A 4918-nucleotide genomic window follows, 5' to 3' on the forward strand; every position below is an offset into this window, starting at 1 on the left:
CCACAGCGCAGATAGTCGCCGAAGGAAAAACCGCCCGGAATGGCGATCAGATCGACATCGGGGATTTCGGTGTCGGTTTGCCAGACGGTGACCGGCGGTGTTCCCGAAATCTTGGTCAGCGCCGCGATCATGTCGCGGTCGCGATTGAGGCCAGGCAGGAGGACGACGGCTGATTTCATTTCGGTTCGTAAGGCCTTTGTGCTTCGGCGAGTTCGCGCAACTCGAGGCGCTGCTCAATCCGTTCAAGATGTTGATCGATACGGCCTGCTATCGCGTAGATATTGTTGACGTCCGTTTGCGTGCTCAACGCCTGCAAGCCTGATCGCTACAATCTCGAGAAGCTCGTACATCAGTTCACTCGTGACTTCAGGCATCCGTGCCTCCGGCACAGCCTTAGGTAAGCGTCACACTATAATTCTCGATCACCGTATTCGCCAGCAGCTTGTCGCACATGGCCTTGAGGTCGGCTTCGGCCTTGGCCTTGTCGCTTTCCGCCAGCTCGACGTCGAACACCTTGCCCTGCCGCACCGTGCCGACGCCGCCGAAGCCCAGGCCGGACAATGCGTGTTCGATCGCCTTGCCCTGCGGGTCGAGCACGCCGTTCTTGAGGGTGACGGTAATGCGGGCCTTGATCACGCTGGACATGCTCCTGTTCTGACTATCGGGTCGCAAACCGCGATCAGTGCGGCTTGCCTTTGAGGCCGTCGGTCGAGGCGACGAGCACCGGGCCGGTCGGGCGCGGCGGCTCGTTCTCGTTCATGATGCCGAGGCGGCGGGCAACTTCCTGGTAGGCCTCGACGAGGCCGCCCATGTCGCGGCGGAAACGGTCCTTGTCGAGCTTGTCCTGCGTCGCCACGTCCCACAGGCGGCAGGAGTCCGGCGAGATCTCGTCGGCGACGACGATGCGCATCATGTCGCCTTCGAACAGGCGGCCGCATTCGATCTTGAAGTCGACGAGCTGGATGCCGACGCCCATGAACAGGCCGGAGAGGAAGTCGTTGACGCGGATGGCCAGCGCCATCACGTCGTCGATTTCCTGCGGGCTCGCCCAGCCGAACGCGGTGATGTGCTCTTCCGACACCATCGGGTCGTCGAGCGCGTCGGCCTTGTAATAGAATTCGATGATCGAGCGCGGCAGAACGGTGCCTTCCTCGATGCCGAGCCGCTTGGACAGCGAGCCGGCGGCGACATTGCGCACCACCACTTCGAGCGGAATGATCTCGACTTCCTTGATCAGCTGCTCGCGCATGTTCAGACGGCGGATGAAATGGGTCGGAATGCCCATGCGGTTCAAATGGTTGAAAATATACTCGGAAATGCGGTTGTTGAGGACGCCCTTGCCGTCGATGACCTCGTGCTTCTTCTTGTTGAACGCGGTTGCATCATCCTTGAAGAACTGGATAAGCGTGCCCGGTTCGGGTCCCTCATAGAGTATCTTGGCCTTGCCTTCATAAATGCGGCGGCGATTTTTCATCTGATTTTTCTCTGGGGTTCCGGACAGGCGGTATCAGACCATTTCCTGTCCGTCTGCCTGAAATAGTGCGGCTACGGTAGGGTTCAATGCCGGGTCTATCCCAATCACATCGTTTGCTCAATCGGCAAATCCTTCCAATCAACCGCTTTCGGGACTGAAATGCCGCAGCGCAGCATGCGATGAAGCATATTGACCGGCCCGCGACCTTTTGGTTTGTGCTTTGGCAACGCACATATTCACCGCCAACGAATCGAATTTGACCCGGAGGGACGCCATGAGCAGCATGAAAGACCGTGAAGAGGGCTTTGAGCGTAAATTCGCATTCGACGAGGAGCTTCGGTTCAAGGCCTCGGCGCGCCGCAACAAGGCGCTCGGCCTGTGGGCCGCCGAAAAGCTCGGAAAGTCCGGCGCCGATGCCGACGCCTATGCCAAGGAAGTGGTTATCTCCGACATCGAGGAGGCCGGCGACCACGACGTGTTCCGCAAGATCCGCGGGGATTTCGACGCGGCCGGCGTCGAGCAGTCGGACCACCAGATCCGCCGCACCATGGACGAACTGATGGCGCAGGCGATCGAGCAGATCAAGAACACCTGATCCGGGCCATGCGCTGATCCCGCGGCCATACGCTGGACCAATCGACCGCCCGGCCTATCCGGGCGGTTTTTCTTTGCCTTTGCCGCGGTTTCCGGCTGAAACTGCGGTCGCTAACAAGGAAAGAGTTCATGTCCCTGAAGTCCCGCCTCGCGGCCGATGAAACGTTGTTCACCGCATGGTCCGGTGTGCCGGATGCCTTGACGGTCGAGATCGTCGCCAAGCAGGGTTTCGATGCCGTCACGCTCGACATGCAGCATGGCGGCCATCACGAAGACAGCGTGCTGCGTGGCCTGGTGCCGGTGCTCGCTACCGGCAAGCCGGCGCTGGTGCGAATTCCCGTTGGCCGTTTCGACATGGCAAGCCGCGCGCTCGATTTCGGCGCCGAGGCGGTCATCGCGCCGATGGTGAACTCGGTTGCCGACGCAAAACTGTTCGCCGCCGCCATGAAATACCCGCCGGTCGGCGAGCGCTCCTGGGGCCCGACCTACGCTTTTCCCCGCCACGGCCAAGGCGACCAGGCCGACTGGCTGCGCGACACCAACCAGCGCACCATGGCCTTCGCCATGGTCGAGACGCGTGCAGCCCTCGATGCGCTCGATGGCATCCTCGATACGCCCGGCATCGACGGCATCTTCCTGGGCCCGTCGGATTTCTCGATCGCCTGGAGCAATGGCGCCACGGTCAATTCGACGCTGGAAAGCATGATGGAGACGGTGGCGTCGGTGGCCGAGCGCACCCGCAAGGCCGGCAAACATGCGGCGATCTATGTCGTCGAACCGGCAATTGCCGGCCGTGTCGTGTCGATGGGTTATCGCCTGCTGGCCATGGGCTCGGAGCATGCGCTGATTTCACTGGGCGCAAAGACCCTGCTCAAGGGCATCAAGGATTCGATCGGATCCTGAACCCGAACCGGACGCACTGCCGTCACAGCGCCGGGCGGTTAGGCGCTCGACGCCGCAGGCGCCGCGGCGATAGGTCCGTCGCGCCTGAACCTGTTGAACAGGGCGCCGACCATCTGGACCCACCAGTTGTTGAAGGTCATGAGCGGCAACGCCGCGAGGATCGAACCCAGTATGGCGGCGGCGGCGCCGAGTGCGGTGGAACCGCTTGTCAACAAAACCCATGACCCCAATGAGCAGATAACGGGTACATGCACGAGGTAGAGTGGGAAGGACAGGTCGCCCAGAAAACGTGCCACCTTACCCGAGAGCCATGATAGAGGCTCATCCACACTCAGCACCGCGTAGACCAACATGACGCTTGCCGGGATGGCCACGCAGGCTTGCCGCAGGCCCACATCGGAAGCCACGTCAAGGACGGCGAACGGGCGATATATGCCCACGGCACTCCCCGCATAACCCAGCAGCGCCAGGGAAACCATCACCATGGCGCCTCTCACCCACCGATTCGGGCGAAAATCCATGGCGAGAAGCGGATAGAGCAAGAGGCTGGCCGGAAAGGCACAAAGAAAGTAACTGACTTGCAGCGCCAGGAACACGACTGCTGCTATGCAGACCCAGAAGGATAACGTCCAGCGGCCTTGAAGGAAAAAGACGATCGGGGCGAGGGCGAAGGTCAGCATGCTCCCCCAGAACTCGACCGTCATGGTCCACAGACTGCTGTCATAATAGTTGTCGCCGTAGATGAACGTCCGCCACGCCCCTTGCAGAAACGCGTCGGCGAAACTCGCAGTCTCCGGCGATAGCACCTTTGAAGCATTGCCGAAACTTCTCAGCCAGTCGGATTGGGTGACAGCGGCCGCATCCTTGAAGAAATACAGGTCGAGCTTGAAGATGATGCAGGATGCCAGCGTCGTAACGAGTACCGGGCCGGCCAGTCGTGGCAGGCGCTTGATCGCACCCAACCGCAGATCTTGTGCCTTGCTGGTCTGAAAATAACGCTTCACGAGCACGTAGGAAGACAGGACGAAAAACAGGTAGACGGCGGAGCCGCCATTGAACGCGACGAAAGCCAGGCTTGTTTTGAGCGATTGCCCGGCCAAGTCTCCCTCGCCTTCCATCAATGGCGCAAAAGCACCCAAACAATGCCCATTCAGAACTACGAGCGCGGCGACACCTCTTAACAATTCGAGTGAAGCATCCTTGGCCAAGTATGGGCTTTCTTTGAATAATTGCTATTTAGTACGCGCGAATATAATCGTTCGGCGAACAGAGTTCGCCGTTGCTGGAGAGATTATCGCGATCTGCATTAAATTATTGTTCACGCAAGCCGGATGGCCTGCCGAGCAGCTTCGTGTTCAGGCTTTGACCGTATATATTACAGGTCCGTCAGGAACTTGGCGAAGGTCATCGAGCCTTCGGGCCAAGGGCCGAATCCTGAATCCTCGCTGAGATGCCCGGTCTCGCCGGCGTCGATGAACAGCGAGCCCCAGGCGCCGGCAATGTCCTCGGCGACATCGAAGGCGCAGAACGGGTCGTTACGGCTGGCGATCACGATCGAGGGAAAGGGCAGCGGCTCACGCGGGTAGGGGCCGAAGGTCATCAGGTGCCTGGGCCTGATCTCGGGGTTAGCGACATCGGGCGGCGCCACGAAGAAGGCCCCGGCGACCGGCTTGCGGAATTGCGGAATGGCTTGCACCGCCGCGGCGACGCCAAGTGAGTGCGCGACCAGGACGACCGGCCGCTCGGCCTCGTTGACCGCCTTGGCGACGCTCGCCGTCCAGTCCTCGCGCACCGGCTTCGACCACTCCGCCTGTTCGACGCGGCGCGCCGTCGACAGCTTCGACTGCCAGCGGCTCTGCCAATGGTCGGGGCCGGAATTGGTGTAGCCCGGCACGATGAGAATATCTGCGTCTCTGACCTTCATGGCGCTGAGATAGCGAGCGGCAT

At 60.8% G+C, this 4918-nt stretch carries 6 protein-coding genes and 1 pseudogene; 2 read left to right on the top strand and 5 right to left on the bottom strand.

The annotated features are described in order from the left end of the window. From EN914_RS24165 to purC, 3 genes and pseudogenes are all read right to left on the bottom strand, one after another. Positions 1-179 (bottom strand): annotated as a pseudogene (locus tag EN914_RS24165) (phosphoribosylformylglycinamidine synthase subunit PurQ); the annotation flags it as partial. A 214-nt stretch (positions 180-393) separates the two neighbouring features. Continuing rightward, positions 394-636, bottom strand: a complete 243-nt coding sequence (gene purS, locus EN914_RS24175) for a phosphoribosylformylglycinamidine synthase subunit PurS (protein WP_013532128.1) — start codon at positions 634-636, stop codon at positions 394-396. Positions 637-679: 43 nt separating this feature from the next. After that, the gene (purC, locus tag EN914_RS24180) at positions 680-1474 is read right to left on the bottom strand and encodes a phosphoribosylaminoimidazolesuccinocarboxamide synthase (RefSeq protein ID WP_013532127.1); all 795 of its coding nucleotides are present in this window, start codon (positions 1472-1474) and stop codon (positions 680-682) included. A 274-nt stretch (positions 1475-1748) separates the two neighbouring features. On the opposite strand from purC, the gene EN914_RS24185 reads away from it, so the two are divergent. Together EN914_RS24185 and EN914_RS24190 are read left to right on the top strand one after the other, a co-directional pair. Next, complete coding sequence (locus tag EN914_RS24185; RefSeq protein WP_013532126.1) at positions 1749-2069, top strand: DUF1476 domain-containing protein; 321 nt, start codon at positions 1749-1751, stop codon at positions 2067-2069. 128 nt (positions 2070-2197) lie between these two features. Beyond that, positions 2198-2971 (top strand): HpcH/HpaI aldolase/citrate lyase family protein, encoded by a 774-nt coding sequence (locus tag EN914_RS24190; protein WP_013532125.1) that lies wholly within the window; start codon positions 2198-2200, stop codon positions 2969-2971. Positions 2972-3009: 38 nt separating this feature from the next. On the opposite strand, the gene EN914_RS24195 is transcribed toward EN914_RS24190, so the two are convergent. Continuing rightward, positions 3010-4179, bottom strand: a complete 1170-nt coding sequence (locus tag EN914_RS24195) for an acyltransferase (RefSeq protein WP_024504557.1) — start codon at positions 4177-4179, stop codon at positions 3010-3012. 167 nt (positions 4180-4346) lie between these two features. Then, complete coding sequence (locus tag EN914_RS24200; protein ID WP_013532123.1) at positions 4347-4895, bottom strand: alpha/beta hydrolase; 549 nt, start codon at positions 4893-4895, stop codon at positions 4347-4349. Between the last annotated feature and the right edge of the window lie 23 nt (positions 4896-4918).

Source organism: Mesorhizobium sp. M7A.F.Ca.CA.001.08.2.1, from assembly GCF_003998455.1.
GTDB classification, from domain to species: Bacteria; Pseudomonadota; Alphaproteobacteria; order Rhizobiales; family Rhizobiaceae; genus Mesorhizobium; species Mesorhizobium ciceri.

Bases quoted from the DNA above. Each gene is read 5' to 3' on its own strand.
- EN914_RS24200 (WP_013532123.1), bottom strand. From the start codon at position 4,895: ATGAAGGTCAGAGACGCAGATATTCTCATCGTGCCGGGCTACACCAAT.
- EN914_RS24185 (WP_013532126.1), top strand. From the start codon at position 1,749: ATGAGCAGCATGAAAGACCGTGAAGAGGGCTTTGAGCGTAAATTCGCA.
- purC (WP_013532127.1), bottom strand. From the start codon at position 1,474: ATGAAAAATCGCCGCCGCATTTATGAAGGCAAGGCCAAGATACTCTAT.
- EN914_RS24190 (WP_013532125.1), top strand. From the start codon at position 2,198: ATGTCCCTGAAGTCCCGCCTCGCGGCCGATGAAACGTTGTTCACCGCA.